The sequence below is a fragment of the Psychrobacter sp. LV10R520-6 genome (genome assembly GCF_900182925.1).
In the GTDB taxonomy this organism is placed as follows: Bacteria; Pseudomonadota; Gammaproteobacteria; order Pseudomonadales; family Moraxellaceae; genus Psychrobacter.
Map to the genome: position 1 here is coordinate 2,852,984 of NZ_LT900024.1, position 25,503 is coordinate 2,878,486.

The following is a 25,503-nucleotide window of genomic DNA, read 5'->3' on the forward strand; positions in this document are numbered from 1 at the left end:
CTGTTAAAGAACTTCACACTAAAGAATTTCATATTAAAGATAATAAGGAATATGACCATGACAGATATCGCTACCCGACCTACTAAAAAAAATATTCAGATTCCCGTACCTGTACCTAGTTTGAGTGATCCGAGCGTGCATGGTCTTGCCCCAGTAACCACTGAACGTACAGCAGGCAAACATACATCCGCTGCATTTAATGAGTTCGCAGACACTATGCCTGCCCCAAAACTCCAAGTCCGTGACTTAAATTTTTATTACGGTAGCTTTCGTGCTCTAAAAGACATCTCCCTTGATATTCCCGAAAAGCAAGTAACCGCATTTATCGGCCCTTCTGGCTGCGGTAAGTCGACGCTACTGCGTACCTTTAATCGCATGTATGACTTATATCCCAATATGCGCGCTGAAGGTCAGATTCATCTTGATGGTCATGACGTATTGGCTAAATCAATGGATGTCAATTTACTACGCGCTAAGGTAGGCATGGTTTTCCAGAAGCCCACGCCGTTTCCGATGTCCATTTTTGATAATGTGGCTTTCGGGGTACGGTTGTACGAAAAGATGTCGAAGGCGGAGCTTGCCGAGCGAGTAGAGTGGGCGCTTAAAAAAGCCGCACTGTGGAATGAAGTTAAAGACAAGCTATCGGCCTCAGGCTTGTCATTGTCTGGCGGCCAGCAGCAGAGATTGTGTATCGCGCGCGGAGTGGCCACTAAGCCTGAAGTCTTATTATTAGATGAGCCCACCTCATCGCTTGACCCTATCTCAACGGGGGCAATCGAGGCTTTGATTGAGGACTTAAAGCAAGACTATACCATTGCTATCGTGACCCATAACATGCAGCAAGCGGCGCGAATTTCTGACTACACCGCTTATATGTATTTGGGCGATATGGTAGAGATGGGCAACACCGACCAGATTTTTACCAATCCTTCGCAGCAAGCGACTGAGGATTATATTACTGGGCGTTATGGCTAATTGTCCTATTTATTATGGTTTTTCTATTCATATCATTTCTAAAAATTCAAAATAACGAAAAACAAGATTATAAGTACTACCATTAGTAGGCTTAGGAGTCTGACAACGTTAGCTTGTTTTTTGGGATTGCTATTGTCATGGTTTTTATCGAGAATTTTATTATGTCCAATCAAATGTTCCACACCTCCAAAAGCTTTGACCAAGACTTAACCGAGACCACTGATTTATTTTTAGAGATGGGTGCGCTTGCTGGGCAGCAAGTGGCACAAGCGATGCACGCTTTGATAGAAGGCGATATGAATTTGGCCTATCAGGTGGTTGAGCAGGACAGTGCGATCAATCAGTTAGAGGTACTAATTGATGAGCGAGTACTATTATTAGTGGCTAAAAGGCAACCGGCGGCTCGCGACTTGCGCTATGTCATGGCGATCAGTAAAGGGGTGGTAGATATTGAGCGTATCGGCGATGAGGCGGCTAAGATTGCCCATATGGCGCAGCAAGTGGCCGCTGATAGTGTTACAAGTGCGAGCGATCATGAAGTACAGCATTTGAGTAATCAGGTGCGTATGATGCTACACAGTGCGCTAGCAGCCTTTGAGCATTTAAAAGCAGAGCGCGCCTTTGATGTGATGCGTAGCGATGGCAACGTGGACTTTGAATATCAGTCTGCCATTCGCGCCTTGATGACCTACGTTATGGAAGACCCACGGCAAGTCAGTCATGTGATTAACTTGATGTGGATACTCAGAGCGCTTGAGCGCATCGGTGACCATGCCCGCAATATTGCCGAGCTAGTGATTTATATCAGCAGTGGCACGGATGTGCGCCATAGTGATTTTGAAAAGGTGCAACAAGCGATTGACGCTAGCAAAGTAGGCTAGCGCCTCGTTTTTTTACATTTCATTTTCTATTCTAAGCGTTGGTCTAGCTTTTGGTTTCTGGTGTCCAGCCCTGAGCACGTTCATAGTTTTCATTATCCAAAAATTTATCACGTTGTTCCGTCAAGAATTTCTTGGCTTCAGGATCCATCATACTTAAATGGTTTTCGTTAATCAGCATAGTTTGGTGCTCGAGCCATTCTTTCCATGCCTTTTCCGATACTGTTTCTTGTAGCTCTTGACCTTTTTTGTTCGGGAAGGGAGGATGCGCCATTTTAGGTAGATCTTGCTGATATTTACGGCAAAATACGGTATTGGCTTGGGGATTGAAATTCTCGGTCATGAGTCGCTCCTTATTATTGATATTGAATATATTAGCAGTTTGCTATTAACCTATGATAAAGGTCTTAGTGCACTTAGCAAATGCTAATAGGGTTATAAAGGTTAATAAGTTTAAGGGTATCAGGTTTATAAAGGTTAACCGCAAATTTATTTAAATAGGGTAACAAAAACACCCGCAATGATGGCGGGTGTTTTGATATTAATCGCTGTAGTCAGCGAAGGCTATCAAGTTAATAAAAATATTAGATTAAGCAAAGACTTCTAAACGGGTACGTCCACGGCGCACCGCCTGCTTCACTTGATTGGGTGCAGTGCCGCCCAAATGGTCACGCGCTGCTAATGAACCTTCTAAGGTTAAGTAGTCAAACACGTCATCGCCGATGGCATCGCTAAATGACTGCAATTGTGCCAATGATAAGTCGCTCAAGTCCACACCTTCTTTAATACCCAAAGCAACAGCATTGCCCACCACTTCATGGGCATCACGGAACGCAACCCCATTTCGCACTAGATAATCGGCCAAATCGGTAGCAGTGGCATAACCTTTCATGGTCGCCGCGCGCATATTTTCTTTATTAGGCGTGATATTTGGTAGCATATCGGCAAAGGCTAATAGCGAGCCTGTCAAAGTGTCTACGCAATCAAAAAGCGGCTCTTTGTCTTCTTGGTTGTCTTTATTGTAGGCCAGTGGCTGGCTTTTCATGAGGCTCAATAAGGTCATTAACTGTCCGAATACGCGAGCCGCTTTACCACGTACCAGCTCTGGTACATCAGGGTTTTTCTTCTGTGGCATGATGGATGAACCAGTACAAAAGCGATCCGGTATCTGCACAAAATTAAATTGTGCGGACATCCATAAGATAATTTCCTCACTCATGCGCGACATATGCATCATTAAGATAGAAGCGGCAGCGGTAAACTCAATGGCAAAGTCGCGATCGGATACGGCATCGAGCGAGTTTTGGCAAATGCCCTCAAAACCAAGAAGTTCCGCAGTAATCGTACGGTCGATTGGGAAGGTCGTGCCAGCAAGAGCGGCGCTGCCGAGTGGTAATTGATTGATACGGCGACGCGCATCCACCAGTCGCTCAGTATCACGAAATAGCATCTCAAACCATGCCATCACGTGGTGACCAAAGCTGACCGGTTGTGCGGTTTGCAAATGGGTAAATCCCGGCATAATAGTATCGGTATGTTGTTCAGCTAAATCTAATAAGCCGCTCTGCAAGCGTACCAATAGCGCAATGATATTATCGGTTTCTTCACGCAGCCACAGGCGAATATCGGTTGCGACTTGGTCATTACGACTACGACCGGTATGTAGCTTTTTACCGACCGCACCAATAATATCAGTCAGGCGCGACTCAACGTTCATATGTACATCTTCCAGCTGAATTGACCAATCAAACTCATCGGCCTCAATCTCGGCTAGCACTTGCTGCAGGCCTTCAATAATTGTCGCGACCTCATCAGCGCTTAAAATATCGCACTCTTTGAGCATAGTCGCATGAGCGATTGAGCCTTCGATATCATGACGCGCAAAGCGTTGATCGAAGCCTACTGAAGCGGTAAAGGCGGCAACGAAGCTGTCTGTTGCTTCACTAAAGCGCCCGCCCCACATTTGCTGGCCTGGGCTGTTTTGTGCAGCAGCGTTTGTTGTGGCAGCATCTGTGCTAGAATCAGATGCATGTGAATTTTTATTTTGCTCGGGATTACTAGGATTTGAAGAAGTGGCGTTCATATCGGTCTAAGACAAGTCAACAGAATAAGAACTCGAGTATAGCAAATGATGAGGTTGCCTTACTAGCGGAGCGCTTAGAGTTTTTTATTCCCAAACTCATGGAAATCATGAGGCCTGGGCAGTGGCTACTGTATATCTTTCTTTGGTCGTTGTTTCTTACAGTAATTGATCGCCATGATATGGCTACTTGGTCACAGTTTTTGATCAAGTTTATGAGTAGGGTTATTCAAAATACTTTAACCGTCATCCCGTCATTATATTTGATTGATTATTTACGTCCTCTCTTTAAGCACGCGAGTATCCTTAGAGTCAGTATATATGTTTTCCTGCTATTTACGATTGGCTCTGCAATACCAATAACCTTAGTTATGCTCGTTATGATTAATATTGGCTGGCTTGACTACAATCCTCAAGCGTTTGTCTTAAATATATTGTTTAATAGTATGATTACTGGTAGCTTCACATTAGTGTTTTTACTGTATTTCATACGCCGTCATCGAGAGCTCAATGCTCTTAAGCTATCTTTTGAGCATAAGCTGACCGCTCAAAACGACTTGATCAAAGCTCGTCTCGCCCCGCACTTTTTCTTTAATACGCTTAACACTTTAACTTCACTTATTGAATCCAATCCGTCACGTGCAGCCGCGTTATTGCAGCACGTATCAGCGTTGTTCCGTGCTAGTTTTAGTGGCACGCGTGAAATTAGCTTTGAAGAAGAAGTGGCGCTTTGCGAGCATTATTTGGCGATTGAGTCGAGCCGTTTGGCCGATAAACTTGCTGTGAGTTGGCAGCTGCCCGACGAAGATGTAATGTACGATATGGTCATCACTGTTTTGACCTTGCAGGGTGTGCTTGAAAAAGTACTGTTTAGCGTGGTAGAGATGACCACCGAAACCATTATTATTGATATCGCCGTGACCTGGCAGCAGCACCGAGTTACTATTACCGTTACTGCTCAGCTTCCCAGCAAAACGTTAATGATTAGTCATAATTTGCGCCAACATGTGGACTTTTATGTTCAAGCTGAGCGCTTAAAAATTCATTTCGGACAAAGTGCCGATATTCAAAGCACGGTCACCAGTCAGCAAATCATAACCATCATTGATTATCCCCTACAAGATGTTGGTTTGTAACCCTTTCTTAGTATTTTAATACTTCCATAATATCTATCATGGCATACTTATTGCATCAATTATTTTATTGATGTAATCGTTACCTTATGTGATTGATAATTGGTAACTATTAATAGTGTCTAAAAATTTTTAGGTGGGCTATGCGAAAGGGATTTACATGCGAATTATAGTTTGTGATGATGAGCCATTGGCACGTGAGCGTTTGGTCAGGATTGTGCAAGAGTCAGGTCATCAGGTGGTCGCACAAGCAACGACCGGGGTAGAAGCCATTGTCGCAGTAAAAACCCATCAGCCAGATGTCATATTACTAGACATTCGGATGCCCGAAATGGATGGTGTGCGCTGTGCCCAAGAGCTCAGTGAGCTCAAGCATCCGCCGGCTATTATCTTCGTTACCGCTTATGATCATTATGCGATTGCGGCCCTTAAAGCCAATGCTATTGGCTACTTATTAAAACCTGCAAACAAGGATGAGCTGTTAGAGGCACTTGGCAAAGCCAAAAATCTAAACGCCGCCCAATTAAATGAAATTCGTAAGCTTGAAGATCCAACTGCTCGGCCAGTACGAGAGCATATCGCCGCCCGTACCCATCGTGGGGTAGAGCTGATTGAGTTGAAAGATATTTATTATTGCAGTGCCGATCAAAAGTACGTCAAAGTTCGTCATAAAGAGGGCATTGTGTTGATTGATGAGACCTTAAAGGAGCTGGAGCAAGAATTTGACGATCGACTGTTTCGTGTGCACCGTAATGCCATGATCAATCTAAAATTTTTGGATTTTTTAGAGACTGTAGATGCTGGAAATTACCAAGTACACTTTAAAGGTATTGAGGAGACTTTAGCCGTCAGCCGTCGCCATCTACCCGCGTTACGTGAAAAAATTCAAAGTATGTAGCTCGTATAACCTATTTTAACAAACATATACTTTCAACAAATATGGGCAAGGAGCGTTTTTAAATCCTGAAGCTTCCTCCCATATCATCAATCCCTTATTTATGCTTAAATAGGGGTATTTTTTTGCGTCACCACATACCGTTAATAAAAGTACAGTGAACCCAATATACAACTGGGACCAGACAGACGAGTGAGAGTTGCAGCTGGCCTATCAAAGCAGGTGCATTCAGCGAGTCTGATGCTGTAACAGGTTTGTAGTTGGTTCTACTATAGCGTTAATCCTATTGAGGCCTCATATGAGCAACTCGTCGCAACAACCTGCTTTGACTACCTTAAATATCGCCACCCGTCAGAGTCCATTGGCATTATGGCAAGCCGAACACATTCGTGATCGCTTGCTAGTACTGTATCCTAGCTTGACTATTAACTTGCTAAAAATTGTCACTAAAGGTGACAAAATTTTGGACACGCCACTGGCCAAAATCGGTGGAAAGGGGTTGTTTGTGAAAGAGCTTGAGCAAGCAATGTATGACAAACAGGCAGATATTGCAGTGCACTCATTAAAAGACGTTCCCATGCAATTGCCTGAAGGTTTGATGCTGGGTGTCTATTGCACGCGTGCCTCTCCGACTGATGCGTTCGTCTCTAATACCTATAACGGTCTTGACGAGTTACCTGAAGGCGCAGTGGTGGGAACCTCAAGTTTACGCCGTCAGTGTCAACTTAAAGCCTATCGTCCAGATTTGCAAATCAAAACCCTGCGCGGTAACGTTGGGACGCGTCTAGGTAAGCTGGATGCAGGCGATTATGATGCCATTATTCTAGCCACCAGCGGTCTACAGCGTATTGAGCTGGACGCGCGTATTCGCGGAGAATTAGATATTGATGTCTGCTTGCCTGCTGTTGGACAAGGGGCATTAGCAATTGAATGTCGTGAAGATGATGCTGAGATATTAGCCTTACTCGCGCCGCTCAATGATGACAAAGCACGCATCCGTTTAATCGCTGAGCGCGCTTTAAATCGTCACTTAGAAGGCGGCTGCCAAGTCCCGATTGCTGCTTTTGCTGTTTTACATGCCGCTGATGACAGCGTCGATATTGAGAATAATTATATCGAAAACGATGATGCTGGCAATAGGTTGTGGCTACGTGGCCGAGTCGGACAAGCCGATGGTAGCGAGTTGCTAAAAGCTGAAAAACGTACTATTTTGAGTGGTACCCAAGTAGAACAAGAAGCGCAAGCCAATCAGCTCGGCATTGAAGTGGCTGATATGCTACTTGCAGATGGCGCTGGTGCTATTTTGGCAGCGATTTACCATCCTGAATAGCAGGCATGTATCTGTTTTAAAGTAAATCGACTATATCACTCTAATCCCATAAGCCTTACGTCGTGGTATGTTTATGTCTTGGTCATCGCCGCCCACTTACTCTAAGTCAAATCAGGAAGTTGATGGTGTAGCAATGCCGCCGCAAGTGGTGATTAATACCCGCCCAGTAGAGCGTGCTGCGCCGCTTACCTGTCATTTACAAGCAGCAGGTTTTATAGTCGTTGATATACCGATGCTAGCGTTGCAATCGCGCGCAGTCATAGAAGAAGATATGAGACTGATGCGCCAATGGCTGGCGGGCGATTATCAAGCCTTGGTCATTGTAAGCCCAACAGCTGCTGCTTCAGGCTTAGCGGTTTGGCAAACACTTGAACTTGAAAGAAATGCTCAAGATATTAATAGTAAATCAGAAATAGCTTCGACGAAACCACCAAGCCATTTAATTGCCGTTGGGGAAGCTACCGCCGCCGTATTGAATAATGCCCAACTACCAGCGGCAAACTACCAAGTGCGACAGCCTACGAGTGCCAATAACGAAGGTATGCTGGTCATGCCTGAGATTGAAAGGCTAGAAGCTGGTGATAAGGTACTGATATGGCGTGGACTTGGCGGACGCCGACTATTGGTTGATGCCTTACAAGCGCGCGGTGTACATATCGATAGCATTGCGTGGTATGAGCGAGTTATGCCTACCGATGCCAATACTCACTACCAACAGTGGCTGAAACAATTCAGTGTGCAAAAGGCAACGCAAAAGCTAGCGCAACCCATAGCGCAAATACAGCAACCAAAGCCTATTGTTGTTATTAGTAGTGGCACGGCCTTTGAGCATTGGGTAAGTATAGTCGATCCAGTGCAAGCGCTTGACTCAGAATCGAAGTCAGATATAAATCTAGATGCAAATTCAGATGGCAGTTCGCCTGTAATTTTAGATACGAATTTGAGTAATGGGTCGCCACTTAAATTGTCGGACTTTGCTTATGTGGTACTAGGTGAGCGCTTAGCTCATATGGTCGCTGAGCAACAACTGAGCTATTGGCGAGTAGAAGATCTGACTCCTGAGACTATCCTTGCAGCAATTAGAAGTAGTTGTTAATTTTAACCGCGACTAGTTCTAACAGCTACTGATTTTAACAAGTATCAAAAACTTAATAATTAATTTATCTTACCTGCTTATTTTAAGTACGTTTAAACCTATCAACAACGGTGCTGCTTTATGTCAACTAAGTTTGAATCGTCACCTAACGATCCCTCTGCCGGTCAGCAGCGCCGCCAAGCAAATATCTTGCTATTGCGCCTGCAGTGGTTACTTATTTTACTGCTCATCGCCGCGTTATCATGGTTATATATTAGTCAACAGCGTTTTCAAAATCATGTCAATGAGCGTTTGCAAAGTAATGAACAATTGGCCAGTCGGCTAAACGAAATGGACGATCGCTTATTTGCTATCAATCAGCAGAGTCTGCCACCGCCGAGCACTGTGGTCGGTAGCCAATCACAAAACCAGCTGGATTTATTACGTATTCAAATACAAGCAGCTGATAGGTTACTGTTAGATAATAACGATAGGGCAGCGATTGATTTATTACGTGGACTACAATGGCAGCTATCACAAAACAGTAATGAGATTGCGCCAGCCCTGACGATTGTCATCAAACAAAGCTTAACCAAAGATATCGAGCGCTTGCAAGCGCAAAGCTCTCAACCCAGCCCATGGCAGATACAAAATTTGGCGATTCAAAACATCCAAGAATTTTTACACAGCCATGAGCGTCTAAACAGCCATGATAAACAAGGAAGCTCTGTTAACGTAGCAAGCAATAATATTGCACTGACCCGCAGACAACTAACGATTCACGAAGTTATCATGACACTGAATCTAGCGAATCAAGCCAGTAATATGCGTGATAAAGGCCAGCTGGTTTCTTACTTGCGCCAAGCTCGAAACCAGTTGCAAACTTTAGTTACAGACCCTTCAAGCACGCCGAAAAACAAAGTTAGCTCCAATTCTAATCCGACATCGTCGTCAGTCATAAAAAGCAGTACGAAAACGTCTGACAATCAAAGTAATTTACAGACTATAGGGGCGCCACAAAATATCTCAGAAGTGATTAATTGGCTGGATAAACTGATTGCTAACTCCCCAACACCAACGCCGCTATTGACCACTCAGATTTTAGATAAACCCAAGCGTTGATCTGTGCCCGTTTATTCTAAGTGCCCAGTTAGTTTAAATACTAAGTGGGTTTAAATACTAAGTTATTTGAAGTACTGGTATATTTGGTAAATACAAAAATTTAAGGTGAATCATGAACAAGGCCAATCAACCCTCAAGTTTAACCACTGATAAGCAAGTCAACAGCGGTCCTGACACACCTGACGCATTGGCGCGTTATCCCATTATTCATACTCAGCCGATCCACTGGGGTGAGATGGATGCTTTTAACCATTTAAATAATGTGGTTTATTATCGTTATGCTGAGTCAGCACGTATCGCCTATTTGCAGGCGTTGGGTATGTTTGATGGCAGTATGGTGACGGTGCTGGCACAGTCCAGCTGTCAGTATTTACAGCCAGTGACTTTCCCCGATACTTTGTTATTAGGCGTGCGTTGTCAGCGCTTGGGTACAACCAGTATCGTGATAGATTACAGTTATTATAGCTGCACACAACAAGCAATCGTTGCTACGGCTGAGGCAGTAGTGGTACGTCTGGCTAGCGGTGGTGAACAAAAGTTACCGTGGACAGAAGAGGAACGTGCGCGTTTATTAGCGTTAGAAAAAAAGGTAGGGCATACGCCTGAATTATAACTATTTTCTCGTCTTTTACTTTTGAGAGTTTAGTAAACAGTAATAAGTAAGTAACAAAAAGGCACGCTAACATCAGTTAGTGTGCCTTTTTTATTAACCAGTTTTATCGTAGTGGCATTTGCTTAGTTCAAGTTATTTGACCGTATTAATCTTGCTTAGGAGCATGAATAAAGTCTACTACATTCAGATCAAAACCTGACAGCGCATAGAACTTCATCGGTGATGACAATAAGCGCATATCACGCACGCCCAAATGCCGTAAAATCTGCGCGCCAACGCCAATACTGCGATAGGGTTGCTGGGCAATAGTAGACAACGATTGATTGTCTGAAGCTTTATCTAACGCATCTCCCAAATCAATCGGTTGATGGCTACCAATCCATACCAACACACCGCGCTCTGAGGCGTTGATTTCTTTTAAAGCAGATTGCACACTCCAGCCGCTACGTCCGGTCGTATCATTCTTAGCCGCAAACAAGTCACGCAAAGGATGAAAACCATGTACACGCACAGTACTGACGCCTTCACTAACGTTACCTTTTACTAAAGCTAAATGGGTTTCATCAGCACCAAACTCGCGGAAACGATGCAAAGTAAACGTACCGTATTCGGTCTCGAACGGACGCGACTCAATCTCTTCTACGGTTTGCTCATTAGAAATACGATAGTTGATTAAATCTGCGATAGTGCCAATCTTGAGATCATGCTCTTTTGCGAATATCTCAAGGTCATCACGGCGCGCCATCGTACCATCATCATTGATAATTTCTACGATAACAGCTGCTGGTTCAAGCCCTGCAATGCGGGCTAAATCACAACCTGCTTCGGTATGGCCAGCACGGTGTAATACGCCGCCGTTTTGGGCCATGATAGGAAAGATGTGTCCAGGCTGGACGATATCTTCAGGTTTGGCAGAAGATGATACTGCTGCTTGAACGGTACGTGCGCGGTCTGCGGCAGAAATACCGGTAGTCACGCCTTCAGCCGCTTCAATAGATACGGTAAAGTTAGTGCTAAATTTCGCTTCATTACGATCTGACATTAGCGGCAGAGCCAACTGTTGGCAACGGGCTTGTGATAAGGTCAAGCAGACTAAACCGCGAGCATGGGTAATCATAAAGTTAATATCTTCGGGGCGCACATGAGTCGCTGCCATGATGATATCGCCTTCATTTTCGCGATCTTCATCATCCATCAAAATGACCATTTTACCTGCGCGAATATCTTCGATAATCTCAGGAATCGTATTTAAATTCATAGGAAGTCTCAATGTTTTATTATTTATCAGTATATAAAAGGTTATGTAAAAGTGTAGGTATAAAAAGCTATCCGCCTATTGTAGCAGTAGATTAGAGAAAGCGCTGTAGCTGTTGAGCAAAGCGCGTAGCAATTAGGGGTAGATGGTTATTAATCTATCGTTTTTATATACAAGCATCCTAACATTTTAACGGTTTTACCGTAACGTGCTGCCTCATCGAGATACTATATGGCCTATTATCTCGAAAAATAGTGATAAGTATTATCAATGACGAGCGCTATGATGAATGATGCACATTATAAATGAACCAAACAATCAAGGAGCCATTTATTCATTGCTGGCCGCTTGGGTTCTTAGCCAGTCCATAAATTGCTTACTGTGTTGCTCACGCTGATTATCCGCAAATTCATAGAAGCGTGTGCCCACTAAGTTATCAGGAAAATAGGTTTGCGCATAGTAGTGATTGGGATAACCATGCGGATAAACGTAACCTTTACCGTAGCCTTGGTCGCGCATCAGCTTGGTTACGCCATTACGTAGATGCAAGGGTATGGGTGAGGCATCTTTTTCCGCCAGTGTCATCGCCGCATTAATCGCTTTATAGGTACTGTTACTTTTAGCACTAGTCGCTAAATAAACCACCACTTGTCCTAAGATAATACGCGCCTCCGGCATACCAATAGATTGCACGCTACGCAAGGCGGCATCAGCCAGCAATAAAGCATTAGGATTGGCATTACCAATATCTTCACTGGCTAGAATGACCAGCCGCCGTGCGATAAAATCCGCCGGCTCACCGCCAACCAACATCCGCGCCATCCAGTATAAAGCTGCATCTGGGTCTGAGCCACGCACCGATTTTATCATTGCTGAGATAATATCGTAATGCTGCTCACCATCTTTGTCATAACGTACTAGCGCAGTCTGGGCTACGCGGGCTACTAACTCATCATCGATGACTATAGGCGACTGGTTTGGATCTGCTGTTTGTACGGCAAGTTCCAGTAAATTCAGCGCTTTACGAGCGTCACCCTGTGCCAATTGACTGATAGTATTTTGTGCCTGTAAATCGATAGTGAGACTTTTAAAAACAGTATCTTCTAAAAGTGCCCGCTGTAATACTGCAGCGATTTGCTCGCTACTAAGCGGCTCTAGGCGATACACTTGGCAGCGTGATAGTAGTGCATTATTGACACTGAAAGACGGGTTTTCAGTGGTCGCTCCAATCAAAGTAATATCGCCAGATTCTACCGCACCCAATAGTGCATCTTGCTGGGCCTTATTAAAACGGTGAATCTCATCAATAAAGACCACCGGCGATTCAAAGCTTAACGAGTCTTTGCTATCTAACACCTCACGCAATTGCTTAACCCCAGTATTTATAGCTGACAGCGCATGAAAGGGGCGGTCAACGGCATTGGCTAATAGCATCGCAATGGTGGTTTTGCCGATACCAGCCTCCCCATGCAAAATGATGGATGGTAGATGGCCTTGTTCAACCAAACGTCGTAATGGTGCCCCTTCTGCTAGCAGATGTTCTTGACCTATAATAGAGTCAAGGGTAGCAGGGCGCATGCGCTGGGCAAGGGGGGTGTCGGCATGAAAAGGTGCAGGCATAAAACTCTCTATTATAAAAAATATTAATTAAATTAGAAAAAATAAGACAGTTTCTAGTAGGGGTTGTATAAGCTAGGCTAACGCAGTTTTACGTTAAGGAAAGTCAGGTAAGTGTACAACTTATGTCTTAAACGCTTTGATTTTTAGACGCTTACCCTTATTAATAGCTTACCAAAATAAATTAAGTCCAAGGTAGAGCCTTAGTTATGCTTCGTCAAACACTCAAGCGATTTCTCAATACAAACTTACGTCTAAACGGCTCAAATAATTCGAATAAACAATCACGGCCGCTGAATGCTGGTGAGATTATGCTTGCGCGCTCAGTCTTTGGCGATAGTATTAAACTTGATGAGGTGACCCTTAAAACAGCATGGTGGGTATTCAAAAACTATGCAGTCAGTCCTAATGGCAATATATATTTTCATCCAGCCGATTGGACAGTAGACTTTAGCGAGGCTTCTATTAATAAGCAAAGCTGGCTGATTCATGAGCTCACCCACGTTTGGCAATTGCAGCAAGGACTTAAAGTTGTGCGCAGTGCGCTTATCGATCGCCGCTATGATTATGTTTTAAAGACCGGCAAGTCATTTTTTAATTACGGTATTGAGCAACAAGCCCGTATGGTACAAGATTACTTTGTACGTCGTGAATATAGGCAGGACTGTCAAGCGCTAGAAGCCGGCATTCCCTTTTTAGACAGTCAACCTAATAAGTATCATGACGGCTCGTTCACCGTTTGACCTTTACTTAACAAGTGTGAGAAGAAAAAAGGTTATACTTAATAACTTTTATTTAATAGCTTCTGTCTTAATAGCTACTAAAAATATTTGAAATTATTCTAATCTTAATGCCGTACCCTTTTAGCTTTCCACTTTTAGTTTTTAAAACAGGAACTGTGCCGTGATGTTTAACTTTTTAACACCGAAGCCCGATGCTGATTTATATAATACCGCAATAACTCATAGAATAACGACTGCGCGTCTGCGCCAGACGCCGACTTTGCTAGCAGCAACACTGGTAGGGACGTTAATGTTGATAGGTTGCCAGCAGCAATCAGCACCCGTGGCAGATAATGATAGCAACACCAGTGAACAAATAAGCGCTGAAGATAATAAAACTGTTGTGCAAAGCGATTCGGCTGCCGCGCGTATAGAGCGATTCCAGCCTTTATATATTGCCCAAGCACAGAGATTACAGCGACGCTTACAAGCAGAGTATGAGTCGCTACAAGCTGCTGACGCAACAGATAGTGAGAATAGCTTATCACTGAATAGTGCTACTGAAACTTCTGATGGTGACACTAAAATGACTACTAGCCCCAGTGCCACGGCTAGTCCTACTAGCAACACCAATAAATCAACCGAGACAAGGGTGAATAAGCCCGAAAGTAGCATGGCATCTGGCACTAATTCTGCCGGAGCGGCTGGCACTACTAGCGACACTACTATCAATGCTGCACCCGAAGCGGCAGAAACTGATGCTGAGGTGAATACCAGTACTGAGGTTGGCGAACGTGATTTAACAGTATTAAAGCGTATTAGCCTTGAGCCACGTAAACCTATCATACTGAACGAAGAACAAATTATCGAACGTTATCAGCAAGCGATGGAAGCGCTTTATCAGCCCGTAGCGACGCCATTTAGTGACCAAGACATCGATACCTTGCTCAATATAGCCACTTTAGTACCGCAGCTGTTCGAACATGCGGAAATTGCTGACAGAGTAAATGCAAAAAGCCCCGCGCTGGCTCGTTTGATTATTCAACATCAAGTTTGGGAACAGATAGAAGCGCAGCAGGTGCTCGATATGCAGCAGATGAAACTGGACCAACAACAAGAGTTTGACAGTCTCATGATCAAGTTTAATGACACTATCAAAGGTTATGATGAACAAATTGCCAAATACGAGCAGACTCTTAAATCATTTCAATAGTCTCTTATAAACAAACTTTTATAAAAGACAGACGGCTTAAACAGATATAAAAGATCCCGCACATTGGCGGGATCTTTTATTGAATCAATGGTTAAGTCTTAGCATAGCTGACCTATTTACGGTCTTCTATTTTAACGAAGTCGCGATGGGTCTCACCCGTGTATAACTGACGTGGACGACCGATTTTGAACGGTGCACTATGCATCTCTAACCAATGGCTGATCCAACCAGAGGTACGAGCCAATGAGAAAATTACCGTAAACATAGACGTTGGAATACCAATGGCTTTTAGAATGATACCAGAGTAAAAATCAACATTTGGATACAGGTTACGTTCGATGAAGAACGGATCTTCTAGCGCAATTTTTTCAAGTGCCATGGCAAGCTCAAGCTTAGGATCATTGATACCCAATGCGCTTAGAACTTCATCACAAGTCTCTTTCATGACTTGTGCACGTGGGTCAAAGTTTTTATAAACACGGTGACCAAAGCCCATTAGCTTCACTTCACGGCTTTTTACTTTTTCCATGAATTCAGGAACATTTTCGACGGTACCGATTTCGTCTAACATCTCAAGTACGGCTTCGTTAGCGCCGCCATGTGATGGGCCCCATAGGGCTGCGATACCTGCAGCGATACAAGCATATGGGTTTGCACCAGTAGAACCGGCTAAGCGTACGGTAGACGTTGAAGCGTTTTGCTCATGATCAGCATGCAAGGTAAAGATCTTATCCATGGCCTTAGAAATAACCGGATCCACTTTATAATCAACATCAGCAGGCGTGGCAAACATCATATATAAGAAGTTTTCCGCGTAGTTGAAGTCGTTACGTGGGTACATGAACGGTTCGCCCTGTGAGTATTTATAACTCATCGCGGCAAGCGTCGGCATTTTAGCAATTAGGCGAATAGCAGTAATCTCACGATGAAGCTCTTCACTAACGTCCAAGCCTTCATGATAGAACGCTGATAATGCACCAACCACACCGACCATAATAGCCATAGGATGTGCATCACGGCGGAAACCTTCAAAGAATTTACGCAGTTGATCATGCACGCCAGCATGCTTACGGACTTTTTCGTAAAAGTCTGCTTTTTGCTCAGCGTTAGGTAGTTCACCATGAACGAGCGCATAGGCCACTTCTAAGTATTCAGCGCTATTTGCTAACTGATCGATAGGGTAGCCGCGATATAATAGCTCACCTTTGCCGCCATCGATAAACGTGATTTTTGATTCAACAGGCGCGGTAACTTTAAAACCAGGGTCATAAGACCAAAAACCCGAATCTTGCAAAGCAGCGATGTCGATAACAGGGCGGCCTAAAGTGCCTTTAATAATAGGAAGTTGGTAGTCCTTACCATCTGCTGTTAGTGTGGCGTTATTATCAGCCATAATTTCCTCTCCATTCGGTTTATCTTGTTAGAGTAAATGTGCTATCGACGCATACTGTTGCGTCATTATCAGTCAAATCAACAAACAAGAAGTCAAATTCAACTAATCTAAGAACCCGGTTATATTAACAGTAAAGCTGCAACATTTGAAAAGAGTTTTCTGTGCAATCATCCCCGTTCACGTTGTTTTAGGGCATTTATCTAATGTAATTTTTGTATCAAAATATGTCTGCTTGGTTATTCAGAGTAAAACCAAGATTTTTGTAGGCATAGAATAAAAATTACTATCACGATAAAAATCCAATACTTCTAGCACTAAGGTAGCGTCAGTTTCTTAGACGTTTGAGGTAAAAACAGACAGAATATGAGCGGCAGACGAATCAAAATAAGGTTATAATAGTCTAAGAGCGCGTAATACTACGGACATAATATTGCTCATTGCTAATAATTTGTTATAACTGCCCTAATATCTATTATTTAAGGGATAAGTTTGTAATTGTCGGCTAGGCATTTTATAATTAGAGTCATTAACTGACATTAGCTTTGTGCAAATTAATAATTAGTCATGATGTTGTATCGATTAGCCTGTTATATGCTCATATCTTGTTACGATTGAAAGGCTACTTTATAGACTAAACCTGAGCTGATCGCTTGAATTTTTTTGTTATCTGTTCTATTTTTAGATAGCCGACAGTGAAGTTCACTTTAACAAAGCTGGACTTATAGAGATGACACAGTAGGGTTGTCTTTTTTTCGTTAAGGGACACTATTAAAAATAGAATAGTTAATTCATTCAATGATTGATTGGATTAAGGCTTAGTTTTGACTGTGATTAATTTGGTTGTTCTTAATGAATAGGTATTAAATAGACAGTTTGTTGTTCAGAAAAGTCTATTAATATAGCGACTTATAGTCAGTAGACTTAAGTAGACTATAGATACCTTGTATGAAAGGCACGATCAGTCATTTAGATTTAACACAAACTAAAAGAAGTCAGCTAGCTCTTCCTTACTTTATTCGTCTCGCGTGGTACTCAGTGTATTTGGTAGATAATTGCCAAATCATAAGTAACTACCAGACATAACCGCAAAAGGATGCCCGCTGTGAAAAGCAACCGACCTATTAATCTGCCTTTGAGCCAAGTGATTAGCGTTAACAGCTCACCGATTGCGATTGCCTCAATTCTGCATCGTATATCTGGCATTATCTTATTTTTACTTATTCCTGTCATGCTATGGATACTTCAGAACTCTTTGGCGTCACCTGAGAGTTTCGAGACCGTGTTTGATAACGTGTTTGTGCGCTTTTTGGCGTGGATCTTTGTTGCGGCCATTGCTTATCACTTTGTGATGGGTATCAAGCATCTATTTGCTGATAACGGCAGCAACGAAGAGCTGAAATCTGCACGTATGGTGACCGTAGTCAGCTTCGTGATTGCAGCGATTCTAATTGTTGCGTCATTTATATGGGTGATGTTCTAATGAGTAAAAATAATTCAGGAATCAAAAGCGCCACCGGTCTGACAGGGTCAGGCTCACGTGACTGGATAGTCCAGCGTATTAGTGCTGTGGTTTTAGCGGTCTATAGCGTTGTGTTACTTGGCTTCTTTTTGATACATGGTAACGTGGACTTTTTTGAATGGTCAGCATTTATGACCAGCTTGCCAATGCGTTTATTCAGCCTAGTGGCTATTATTGCTTTAGCCGGTCATGCTTGGGTGGGGATGTGGACGGTATTTACTGACTACATTACCACTGGCAAAATGGGTTCTAGCGCTGCAGGTCTACGTCTGGTGTTACAGTCATTAATGATTATCGCCATTCTGGTTTTTCTATTCTGGGGCATTATGATTTTTTGGGGTAATGGCTTCGGTATCGTTGCTGTTTAACCTTTAAATATCTGAACCCTATAATATTCAATTTATAGAAATTAAATATTATGAATAAAGACGGACTGTCCGGTCAGTTTTATTGACTGGTAAAGTATTTAAAAACAGTCCGTTAATAGCCATATAAGAGTCATTGTATTATATCGTATCGGCGCATGTAGTTGCTCACTTGCTTTCGAGCATGGTTTGAACAGCGCATGAACGAGTTGAACTTTATATAACGATGACTATGCAAATTTTAGTAAGTGGTTGAAGGTTGAAGGTTGTTTATATCATCATGTGTAATTAAAGCCTGACAAAAATGAGTATGAAAAATGCTCAGTAGTGCGACCATGATGTCACAATAAACAATTCTTGTATTTACTTCGCAAGCATTAACAGGCATTAGGAAAACCGTAATGGCAACTAGACAAGATAATACCATTAGCAACATCAAAACCCTAAACTATGACGCGATCATCGTTGGCGGTGGTGGGTCAGGTATGCGTGCCTCACTACATCTGGCCGAAGCGGGCATGAACGTTGCGGTAATCACCAAAGTATTCCCAACGCGTTCGCACACCGTTGCCGCTCAGGGCGGTATTGGTGCCAGCCTTGGTAACATGAGTAATGACAACTGGCATTTTCACTTTTATGACACCGTCAAAGGGTCAGATTGGTTGGGTGATCAGGACGCTATTGAGTATATGTGCCGTGAAGCACCAAAAGTGGTGTATGAGCTTGAGCACATGGGCATGCCATTTGACCGTAATGAAGATGGTACGATTTATCAGCGTCCGTTTGGTGGCCACACCTCAAACTACGGTGAAAAAGCGGTCCAACGTGCTTGTGCAGCAGCTGACCGTACGGGTCACGCAATGCTACATACGCTATATCAAAAAAACCTTGAACGAGGTACGCAGTTTTTCATTGAATGGATTGCACTGGATTTGATCAAAGACGAAGCCGGCAATATTAATGGCGTCATCGCTCTTGAGCAAGAAACAGGTACGGTCGCGGTATTCCAAGCACCGATTACTGTCTTAGCAACTGGTGGTGCAGGTCGTATCTTTGCCGCATCTACCAATGCTTATATTAATACTGGTGACGGTATTGGTATGGCGGTTCGTGCTGGTGTACCTCTACAGGATATGGAATTCTGGCAGTTCCACCCAACGGGTGTCGCAGGCGCTGGCGTACTATTGACTGAAGGTTGTCGTGGTGAAGGGGCTATCTTACGTAATAAAGATGGTGAAGCCTTTATGGAGCGTTATGCGCCTACCGTAAAAGACTTAGCACCCCGAGATTTAGTCTCGCGTTCAATGGATCAAGAGATTAAAGAAGGTCGTGGTTGTGGTCCTAATGCCGATCATATTGTTATGGACATGACCCATTTAGGGGTTGAAACTATTATGAAGCGCTTGCCATCGGTATTTGAGATTGGCAAAAACTTTGCAAACGTTGATATCACTAAAGAGCCTATTCCGGTTATCCCAACCCTTCACTATATGATGGGCGGTATTCCTACTACCATTCATGGTCAAGTGATCACGCCTGATCTAGAAGCAGGTACCGATGAAGAAGGTATATATAACGAAGGTACTGTAGTCAAAGGCCTTTATGCTATCGGTGAATGTGCGTGTGTTAGTGTCCACGGCGCTAATCGTTTAGGGACTAACTCCTTGCTTGATTTATTGGTCTTTGGTCGCGCCGCTGGTAAACATATCGTTGATGAATATCATCATGCTGATCATACTTACAAACCGCTTGATCCTCATGTGCTCGACTTCACGGTTAACCGTTTAGACAAGCTACAACAGTCTACTGAAGGCTACAATGCGCAAGACGTGGCTGATGAGATTCGCGAAACCATGCAAAAGCATGCTAGCGTATTCCGCACCCAAGCAATGATGGACGAAGGGGTTGCAAAAATTCTAGCACTAGGTGATAAGATTGATCAAATTCATCTTGCTGATAAGTCACAAGTATTCAATACCGCGCGTATTGAGGCCTTTGAAGTGGCAAACCTTTACGAGGTAGCGAAAGCGACTATGGTATCGGCAGCCCATCGTCATGAAAGTCGCGGCGCGCACAGTGTAGCGGACTATGATCGTCCAGAAGATGATGACTATGCACCAAACGGTCGTAACGATCACGACTGGATGAAGCATACCTTGTGGTATTCTGAAGGCAACAAAATCGTCTATAAGCCTGTACGCAAAATTCCACTAACCGTAGATTATATTGAGCCAAAAGTTCGCGTCTACTAATCAGTTTTATGGTTAGTAAGCAACCGCGTATCCTAGGTGTACGAATAGCTTAAACGTTTTATCCCTTATTAATTTATTAAAAAGGTGACCGCCAGCGACAAACCCATGCCAGCGCTAGTATAAACCAGAGTAACTTTAGCGCTGTTATGATGCCTCTTTTGTCTGCCCGCCGTCACCTATGTGTGGAGTTTAGCATTATGAGCCGAGGTACTCGCACCATCGAAATCTATCGCTACGATCCTGATCAGGACGCAGCGCCACGTATGCAAACTTATACGGTTGAGCTGCTTGAGTCAGACCGTATGTTGCTTAACGTTTTATTACGCCTAAAAAAGCAAGACGAAACCATTACTTTCCGTCGTTCGTGCCGCGAAGGCATTTGCGGGTCTGATGGTATGAATATTAATGGTAAAAACGGCTTGGCATGTCTAATAAACATGAACACTTTGCCTGAAAAAGTTACCATTCGTCCGTTACCAGGCTTACCAGTAGTTCGTGATTTGGTGGTCGATATGAACCAATTCTATGAGCAATATGAAAAAGTACATCCGTTCTTAATCAATGACCAACCAGCGCCGCCAACCGAGCGCCTACAGTCACCTGAGCAGCGTGAAAAGATGAACGGTCTATATGAATGTATCTTATGCGCTTGCTGTTCAACCAGTTGCCCATCGTTTTGGTGGAATCCTGATAAGTTCTTAGGGCCAGCCGCATTATTGAGCGCCAACCGCTTTGTAATGGACAGCCGTGATACCGATACCCAAGCACGTTTGGCACGCTTAGATGATCCCTTTAGCTTATTCCGTTGCCGCGGTATCATGAACTGTGTTGCCGTATGTCCAAAAGGCTTGAACCCAACTAAAGCGATCGGTAATCTACGTAATATGTTGATTGACGAAGCGGGTTAAGTTTACCAGTCGTTGAACGGCTCGTTTAGAGCTGAGCATTCAGAGATTAGAGACTGGGGCCTAGAGATAAATATTTAATTATAACCATACAAAAACACCGCCCAATAATTTGGCGGTGTTTTTCATTATCGATAAAACGAAAGTATGGTTAAGCTTGGACCAAATAACAAAAAGCAAAGTAGAAAGTGTAGAAGTAACAGCTGTAAACGACGGTTGGCACAATCGATATTGTACTTTCTTGATTCAAAGTGTCGTCTAGAAATTTAAAGTTTGGGGGTAAGAAAGGACTGGTTTTAAGTTATGGTCAAGTGCCTATTTTGCTTTTACCCTTTAGCAACTTATAGTTTCACAAAACAATACCATTATCTATCACTTGGGATAAAAATTTGGTTGCAAAAATGCTATCATAGTAGCGGTAAATTTCATCACCCTTCAATTGCGGTTTAATTGTATATTTATGATGGTATATCTATTGTTTGATCTTATAGAAAGACTCATAATAAGCATGATTGAAACGAAGATGATAACGGATATTTATTACGTAAATACTTAGTATTGAACAAACAAACTATGTGAAGTAATTTTGCCATGCTACCCTAGGTAGCAATTTATGTTTGGTACAAATGACAATGCACCTTAGTTATAAAAGACGCTTTTAAATGGCCGACTAGTTGTTAGCAATTAGTCCAGTGGTAAGTGTAATAAATGACTTAATCATAAGCTAATTGAATTAAATAACCGTCTATTATTCTTTATTATTAATAAAGTTATTAATATATTGGTTATGGCTGATGTCATTATATATAAATTAATGTTGTGAAACGAGGCTATTAACAAGACCGAACGTTCACAAATAATTTTAACTGCGATATTGCCATTGTAATAAAGACTTTATGCCACTACTTAATTTGTCGTTTACCTTGTAAATATTAACCACAAAGTAAATTATGAGAAAAGGGTGAAATCTAAGTTTTATATTATGACCGTTTATATTTATTATGATTGCTAATGGCTAGCTATTAGCAACTATCTATAACAGTGATGCTACAACAGTAATAAATAACAATAGCTTTCCTAGTAAATAATCCTTTACGATATATGTCAACTTGTCTAAATGCCTAGCATACGACGGATTACACAACAATAAGCACGTTTCCATTCATTTATCTATCAAATAGACGATCATTATGAATAGTATAACTAAAGAAGCTGAAGGCGTAGACCATACTGAGCTCGCCGCTGATAACGCCCACTATATTGAATCTCTCTATGAACAATACCTAAGCGACCCGACCAGCGTCGATACGGATTGGCAAGATTACTTTAAGCAGTATCAATCCCCTAATGATGCTAAGCATAATGCGATTAAAGACCAATTCTTATTGCTGGCACGTAATCAAACAGCTAATAAAGGCAGCACCACGTCTGAAAGCGCAGCAACTGCAGGTTCAGCCAATTGTGCAGATCCTAAGCAAATGGGCGTGCAGCAGCTTATTTCTGCTTACCGCCGCCGTGGTCATCGCCGCGCACAGCTTGATCCTCTAGAGTTGCACCCACGTGCCGAAGTTGAAGATTTAACTCTGTCGTATCATGGTTTATCAGAAGCAGATCTTGATACCGTATATCCTACTGGCGATTTAGACATTGGTAAGACCGAAGCGCCATTACGTGAGATTATTGAGATCATGGAGCGTATTTATTGCCGCTATCTCGGCATAGAGTACATGCACGTGACCACCAGCATTGAAAAGCGTTGGATGGAAAAATATCTTGAAACCAATCTAGGTTATATTAAATTTGATGACGAAAAACGTTTGTCTATTCTTGAGCGTTTAACGGCGGCCGAAGGATTAGAGAAGTATTTAGCCCGTAAATATACTGGCGTGAAGCGTTTTGGACTAGAGGGCGGTGAAAGCTTTATTCCTGCACTTAACGAAATCATCCAACGAGCGGGTGGCTACGGTACCAAAGAGATGGTCATCGGTATGGCTCACCGTGGTCGATTGAACTTATTGGTTAACGTTTTGGGCAAAAATCCAGCAGATTTGTTTGATGAGTTCGACGGCAAAGTACAGCCAGAAAAAGGCTCCGGTGACGTTAAATACCATAATGGTTATTCGTCTAACGTGATGACGCCAGGCGGTGAAGCGCATTTAGCTTTGGCCTTTAACCCGTCGCATCTGGAGATTGTTTCGCCCGTTATCCAAGGGTCAGTACGTGCGCGTCAAGTTCGTCGTAATGACACTGATGGTAACTTAGTATTACCGATTGTGATTCATGGCGATGCCGCATTTTCAGCTCAAGGGGTGGTGCAAGAAACCTTCCAAATGTCACAAACTCGCGCTTATACCACTGGCGGTACGGTTCGTATTGTTATTAATAACCAAGTAGGCTTTACCACCAGTCGTCAAGAAGATGCACGCTCAACAGAATACTGTACTGACGTGGCAAAAATGGTGCATGCGCCTATTTTACACGTCAATGGCGATGATCCTGAGTCAGTAATATTTGCAGCTCAGCTCGCGCTTGACTATCGTCATGAGTTTGGCAAAGACATTATTATTGACTTGTTTTGCTATCGCCGTAATGGCCATAACGAAGCAGATGAGCCCTCCGCCACCCAGCCACTTATGTACGCAGTGATTAAAAAATTGCCAACCACTCGTGCTATCTATGCCAAAAAGCTTATTGAAGAAGGCGTCATTACCAGTGCTGAAGAAACCCAGTACGAAGATGAATATCGCGAATCACTGGATCGCGGCGAATATGTGGTCAATTCTTTAGTCCTTGAGCCTAATACTGAATTATTCATTGACTGGGAACCCTATTTGGGTCATGACTTGGTTGACGAATGGGATACCAGTGTCGATATCGAAAAGTTAAAAGGTTATGGTCGCAAAATGGCAGAGATGCCAGAAGGCTATAAGCTACAGCGCCAAGTACAGAAAGTCGTTGATCAGCGCTTAGCCATGCAAACCGGTGAAGAGCCTTTAAACTGGGGCGCAGCTGAAACCTTAGCATACGCGACACTAGTGGATCATGACAACACCTTAGTCCGTATCACTGGTGAAGATGTGGGTCGTGGTACTTTTGCTCATCGCCATAGCGAACTATATAATATCAATGATGGCAGCATGTATGTGCCACTTGCCCATATGAGTGACACGCAATCGCGTTTTGCTATTTACAACTCATTGTTATCAGAAGAAGCTGTTCTGGCCTTTGAATATGGTTATGCGACCACAGTTCCGAACGCTTTAATCGTTTGGGAAGCGCAGTTCGGTGACTTCGTCAACGGCGCACAAGTGGTCATTGACCAGTTTATCGCAAGTGGCGAAACCAAGTGGCAGCGCGTTTGTGGTTTGACTATGCTGTTACCGCACGGCTTTGAAGGTCAAGGTCCTGAGCATTCTTCAGCCCGTCTTGAGCGCTTCTTACAGTTGTGTGCTGAAGACAATATGCAGGTCATCACGCCAACCACGCCCGCGCAAATTTATCATGCGCTCCGTCGTCAAGCAGTGCGTCCAATTCGTAAGCCGTTGATTGTGATGTCCCCTAAGAGCTTACTTCGTCATAAGCTTGCGACCTCACAGTTAGAAGAGCTGGCAAATGGTAAGTTTGAAACTATATTGCCAGAGATGGATCAGCAGAATGCCGATGAGGTAACACGCTTAGTGTTATGTGGCGGTAAGGTCTATTATGACTTACTGGAGCAGCGCCGTGCCTTAGGTCTGGATCATGTTGCTATTGTTCGTATCGAGCAGCTGTATCCGCTACCAGAAGAGCGCTTGATTGCTGAAATTGATAGATATAGTAATCTAAAAGAGATCGTTTGGACGCAAGAAGAACCATTAAATCAGGGTGCCTGGTATTATTTAGCTCCTGATATGTACCGCATTGTGGTACCGCATCCAACCAAAGCAAAAGTTTTAGAGCCAGTTGCACGTCCTGCAAGTGCTGCACCTGCGACTGGTTCTGCAAAATTACACCTTCAGCAGCAACAAGCATTAATCGCTGGCAGTCTTGGCGTTAGTGTCGATGAGTTGGCTAAGTAAGTGCTACCAATATAAAACGTATCAATCGGGCGATGACAGTTAGCACTTTATGACTCAAGCTGACTGCCTATCACGACTTAATAATAAATAGTAATATCCAAAT

Annotated in this window: 20 protein-coding genes; 15 read left to right on the forward strand and 5 right to left on the reverse strand. The window is 43.2% G+C overall.

All coding sequences use genetic code 11. From position 1 onward, the window contains the following. Positions 1-216: 216 nt before the first annotated feature. Positions 217-975 carry a phosphate ABC transporter ATP-binding protein PstB gene (pstB, locus tag U1P77_RS11960; protein WP_321156690.1) on the forward strand — a complete coding sequence of 253 codons (759 nt, stop codon included), beginning with the start codon at positions 217-219 and terminating at the stop codon, positions 973-975. A gap of 161 nt (positions 976-1,136) precedes the next feature. After that, complete coding sequence (gene phoU, locus U1P77_RS11965) at positions 1,137-1,856, forward strand: phosphate signaling complex protein PhoU (RefSeq protein WP_321155199.1); 720 nt, start codon at positions 1,137-1,139, stop codon at positions 1,854-1,856. A 43-nt stretch (positions 1,857-1,899) separates the two neighbouring features. On the opposite strand, the gene U1P77_RS11970 is transcribed toward phoU, so the two are convergent. Next, on the reverse strand, positions 1,900-2,196 hold the full coding sequence (locus U1P77_RS11970; RefSeq protein ID WP_321155200.1) for an oxidative damage protection protein: 297 nt from the start codon (positions 2,194-2,196) through the stop codon (positions 1,900-1,902). A 246-nt stretch (positions 2,197-2,442) separates the two neighbouring features. Next, on the reverse strand, positions 2,443-3,936 hold the full coding sequence (gene argH, locus U1P77_RS11975; protein WP_414479014.1) for an argininosuccinate lyase: 1,494 nt from the start codon (positions 3,934-3,936) through the stop codon (positions 2,443-2,445). A 377-nt stretch (positions 3,937-4,313) separates the two neighbouring features. On the opposite strand from argH, the gene U1P77_RS11980 reads away from it, so the two are divergent. The 6 genes from U1P77_RS11980 to U1P77_RS12005 all read left to right on the forward strand — a co-directional run bounded on the left by U1P77_RS11980 (position 4,314) and on the right by U1P77_RS12005 (position 10,101). Then, complete coding sequence (locus U1P77_RS11980) at positions 4,314-5,069, forward strand: histidine kinase (protein ID WP_321155201.1); 756 nt, start codon at positions 4,314-4,316, stop codon at positions 5,067-5,069. Positions 5,070-5,226: 157 nt separating this feature from the next. Next, entirely contained in the window at positions 5,227-5,964 is a 738-nt protein-coding gene (locus tag U1P77_RS11985; RefSeq protein WP_321155202.1) for a LytR/AlgR family response regulator transcription factor, read from the forward strand. A 295-nt stretch (positions 5,965-6,259) separates the two neighbouring features. Continuing rightward, positions 6,260-7,291, forward strand: coding sequence for a hydroxymethylbilane synthase (gene hemC / locus U1P77_RS11990; RefSeq protein ID WP_321155203.1), 1,032 nt, complete (start codon positions 6,260-6,262; stop codon positions 7,289-7,291). A 73-nt stretch (positions 7,292-7,364) separates the two neighbouring features. Further along, on the forward strand, positions 7,365-8,387 hold the full coding sequence (locus U1P77_RS11995; protein ID WP_321155204.1) for a uroporphyrinogen-III synthase: 1,023 nt from the start codon (positions 7,365-7,367) through the stop codon (positions 8,385-8,387). 120 nt (positions 8,388-8,507) lie between these two features. Then, positions 8,508-9,488, forward strand: a complete 981-nt coding sequence (locus U1P77_RS12000; protein ID WP_321155205.1) for a hypothetical protein — start codon at positions 8,508-8,510, stop codon at positions 9,486-9,488. A 112-nt stretch (positions 9,489-9,600) separates the two neighbouring features. Next, positions 9,601-10,101, forward strand: a complete 501-nt coding sequence (locus U1P77_RS12005; RefSeq protein ID WP_321155206.1) for an acyl-CoA thioesterase — start codon at positions 9,601-9,603, stop codon at positions 10,099-10,101. Positions 10,102-10,246: 145 nt separating this feature from the next. Here U1P77_RS12005 and ribBA read toward each other — a convergent pair whose 3' ends face one another. Both ribBA and U1P77_RS12015 read right to left on the reverse strand, forming a co-directional pair. After that, a complete protein-coding gene (gene ribBA / locus U1P77_RS12010) occupies positions 10,247-11,359 on the reverse strand; it encodes a bifunctional 3,4-dihydroxy-2-butanone-4-phosphate synthase/GTP cyclohydrolase II (RefSeq protein ID WP_321155207.1) in 1,113 nt (370 codons plus the stop codon). A 327-nt stretch (positions 11,360-11,686) separates the two neighbouring features. After that, on the reverse strand, positions 11,687-12,976 hold the full coding sequence (locus U1P77_RS12015) for a replication-associated recombination protein A (protein WP_321155208.1): 1,290 nt from the start codon (positions 12,974-12,976) through the stop codon (positions 11,687-11,689). Between the two features lie 206 nt (positions 12,977-13,182). Between U1P77_RS12015 and U1P77_RS12020 the strand changes: the two genes are divergently transcribed. Together U1P77_RS12020 and U1P77_RS12025 are read left to right on the forward strand one after the other, a co-directional pair. Continuing rightward, the gene (locus U1P77_RS12020) at positions 13,183-13,716 is read left to right on the forward strand and encodes a type IV secretion protein Rhs (RefSeq protein WP_321155209.1); all 534 of its coding nucleotides are present in this window, start codon (positions 13,183-13,185) and stop codon (positions 13,714-13,716) included. A gap of 163 nt (positions 13,717-13,879) precedes the next feature. Beyond that, positions 13,880-14,908 (forward strand): hypothetical protein, encoded by a 1,029-nt coding sequence (locus U1P77_RS12025; protein WP_321156692.1) that lies wholly within the window; start codon positions 13,880-13,882, stop codon positions 14,906-14,908. A gap of 112 nt (positions 14,909-15,020) precedes the next feature. Here U1P77_RS12025 and gltA read toward each other — a convergent pair whose 3' ends face one another. Next, positions 15,021-16,301, reverse strand: coding sequence for a citrate synthase (gene gltA, locus U1P77_RS12030; protein WP_321155210.1), 1,281 nt, complete (start codon positions 16,299-16,301; stop codon positions 15,021-15,023). Between the two features lie 1,093 nt (positions 16,302-17,394). On the opposite strand from gltA, the gene sdhC reads away from it, so the two are divergent. The 5 genes from sdhC to U1P77_RS12055 all read left to right on the forward strand — a co-directional run bounded on the left by sdhC (position 17,395) and on the right by U1P77_RS12055 (position 25,400). Continuing rightward, a complete protein-coding gene (gene sdhC / locus U1P77_RS12035; protein ID WP_321155211.1) occupies positions 17,395-17,781 on the forward strand; it encodes a succinate dehydrogenase, cytochrome b556 subunit in 387 nt (128 codons plus the stop codon). 20 nt (positions 17,782-17,801) lie between these two features. After that, complete coding sequence (gene sdhD / locus U1P77_RS12040; protein WP_321156693.1) at positions 17,802-18,188, forward strand: succinate dehydrogenase, hydrophobic membrane anchor protein; 387 nt, start codon at positions 17,802-17,804, stop codon at positions 18,186-18,188. A 398-nt stretch (positions 18,189-18,586) separates the two neighbouring features. Then, positions 18,587-20,437: a succinate dehydrogenase flavoprotein subunit gene (gene sdhA / locus U1P77_RS12045; RefSeq protein ID WP_321155212.1), complete on the forward strand. Its 1,851-nt coding sequence runs from the start codon at positions 18,587-18,589 to the stop codon at positions 20,435-20,437. Between the two features lie 197 nt (positions 20,438-20,634). Next, positions 20,635-21,345 (forward strand): succinate dehydrogenase iron-sulfur subunit, encoded by a 711-nt coding sequence (locus tag U1P77_RS12050; RefSeq protein ID WP_321155213.1) that lies wholly within the window; start codon positions 20,635-20,637, stop codon positions 21,343-21,345. A gap of 1,187 nt (positions 21,346-22,532) precedes the next feature. After that, the gene (locus tag U1P77_RS12055) at positions 22,533-25,400 is read left to right on the forward strand and encodes a 2-oxoglutarate dehydrogenase E1 component (protein WP_321155214.1); all 2,868 of its coding nucleotides are present in this window, start codon (positions 22,533-22,535) and stop codon (positions 25,398-25,400) included. Positions 25,401-25,503 lie beyond the last annotated feature (103 nt).

What these genes read in the sequence shown, in the direction of transcription:
- pstB (WP_321156690.1), top strand. Translation starts at nt 217, where the DNA reads ATGCCTGCCCCAAAACTCCAAGTCCGTGACTTAAATTTTTATTACGGT.
- phoU (WP_321155199.1), top strand. Translation starts at nt 1,137, where the DNA reads ATGTCCAATCAAATGTTCCACACCTCCAAAAGCTTTGACCAAGACTTA.
- U1P77_RS11970 (WP_321155200.1), bottom strand. Translation starts at nt 2,196, where the DNA reads ATGACCGAGAATTTCAATCCCCAAGCCAATACCGTATTTTGCCGTAAA.
- argH (WP_414479014.1), bottom strand. Translation starts at nt 3,936, where the DNA reads ATGAACGCCACTTCTTCAAATCCTAGTAATCCCGAGCAAAATAAAAAT.
- U1P77_RS11980 (WP_321155201.1), top strand. Translation starts at nt 4,314, where the DNA reads ATGATTAATATTGGCTGGCTTGACTACAATCCTCAAGCGTTTGTCTTA.
- U1P77_RS11985 (WP_321155202.1), top strand. Translation starts at nt 5,227, where the DNA reads ATGCGAATTATAGTTTGTGATGATGAGCCATTGGCACGTGAGCGTTTG.
- hemC (WP_321155203.1), top strand. Translation starts at nt 6,260, where the DNA reads ATGAGCAACTCGTCGCAACAACCTGCTTTGACTACCTTAAATATCGCC.
- U1P77_RS11995 (WP_321155204.1), top strand. Translation starts at nt 7,365, where the DNA reads ATGTCTTGGTCATCGCCGCCCACTTACTCTAAGTCAAATCAGGAAGTT.
- U1P77_RS12000 (WP_321155205.1), top strand. Translation starts at nt 8,508, where the DNA reads ATGTCAACTAAGTTTGAATCGTCACCTAACGATCCCTCTGCCGGTCAG.
- U1P77_RS12005 (WP_321155206.1), top strand. Translation starts at nt 9,601, where the DNA reads ATGAACAAGGCCAATCAACCCTCAAGTTTAACCACTGATAAGCAAGTC.
- ribBA (WP_321155207.1), bottom strand. Translation starts at nt 11,359, where the DNA reads ATGAATTTAAATACGATTCCTGAGATTATCGAAGATATTCGCGCAGGT.
- U1P77_RS12015 (WP_321155208.1), bottom strand. Translation starts at nt 12,976, where the DNA reads ATGCCTGCACCTTTTCATGCCGACACCCCCCTTGCCCAGCGCATGCGC.
- U1P77_RS12020 (WP_321155209.1), top strand. Translation starts at nt 13,183, where the DNA reads ATGCTTCGTCAAACACTCAAGCGATTTCTCAATACAAACTTACGTCTA.
- U1P77_RS12025 (WP_321156692.1), top strand. Translation starts at nt 13,880, where the DNA reads ATGTTTAACTTTTTAACACCGAAGCCCGATGCTGATTTATATAATACC.
- gltA (WP_321155210.1), bottom strand. Translation starts at nt 16,301, where the DNA reads ATGGCTGATAATAACGCCACACTAACAGCAGATGGTAAGGACTACCAA.
- sdhC (WP_321155211.1), top strand. Translation starts at nt 17,395, where the DNA reads ATGCCCGCTGTGAAAAGCAACCGACCTATTAATCTGCCTTTGAGCCAA.
- sdhA (WP_321155212.1), top strand. Translation starts at nt 18,587, where the DNA reads ATGGCAACTAGACAAGATAATACCATTAGCAACATCAAAACCCTAAAC.
- U1P77_RS12050 (WP_321155213.1), top strand. Translation starts at nt 20,635, where the DNA reads ATGAGCCGAGGTACTCGCACCATCGAAATCTATCGCTACGATCCTGAT.
- U1P77_RS12055 (WP_321155214.1), top strand. Translation starts at nt 22,533, where the DNA reads ATGAATAGTATAACTAAAGAAGCTGAAGGCGTAGACCATACTGAGCTC.